Here is a 651-nt window from a genome sequence, read left to right as displayed (position 1 = left end):
GCACGACCGCGCCGATGGTGCCGTTCAGCAGGCGGTCCCACAGGAAGCGGAAGCGCTCCTGCCCCGGGGTGCCGAACAGGTAGAGAACCGTTTCGTCGTCGAGGGTGATCCGGCCGAAGTCCAGGGCCACCGTCGTCGCCGTCTTCGCGGGGAACGACACGGCCGGCAGGGCGCCGGTGATCGTCTCCTCCGTGTGCAGCGAGCGGATCTCGCTGACCGAGCGCACCATCGTGGTGCGGCCGGTGCCGTGCCCTCCGACCACGACGATCTTCGTCGCGCTGAGCTGCGCCCCTCGCACCCGCGGAAGGCATCGCCCGATGACCGGAACCCCCGAGGAACGATGACCCGCGCCGGGGCGCAGCCGAAGCCGCTGGTCTCTGATCACGTTTCAGGTCAATCCGTGGTCACTATAGGAGAGTTGACGATCAGTTGGGCAAGGGCCCCGACGGTCCCGGTTCGCACTTCTGCTCACAACRTCCGCAACCGACCCGCTTTCCGCACGTGTACCGGGCGGAGGCACGGGCCATTCTGGGAGACATGGCGCACGAGGATCACGAGCGGGACCACGAGCCGGTCCGCGGACGGAGCAGCCGGCGGCCCGGCGGCCCGGGAGGAGAGCGACACCCAGGGGACAGGGGATACGGACGAGCT

Annotated in this window: 1 protein-coding gene; it reads right to left on the bottom strand. The window is 69.2% G+C overall.

The window, feature by feature from the left end; translation table 11 throughout:
* The coding region (locus EAO77_RS37880; RefSeq protein ID WP_410088772.1) for an ATP/GTP-binding protein at positions 1-229 on the bottom strand (229 nt) is incomplete at its 3' end.
* Between the last annotated feature and the right edge of the window lie 422 nt (positions 230-651).

Origin of the sequence: Streptomyces sp. T39 (genome assembly GCF_008042045.1) — a bacterium.
GTDB lineage: Bacteria > Actinomycetota > Actinomycetes > Streptomycetales > Streptomycetaceae > Streptomyces.
Note: the sequence above shows the minus strand (reverse complement) of the source record. Positions and strands in the feature narration are given on the sequence as shown.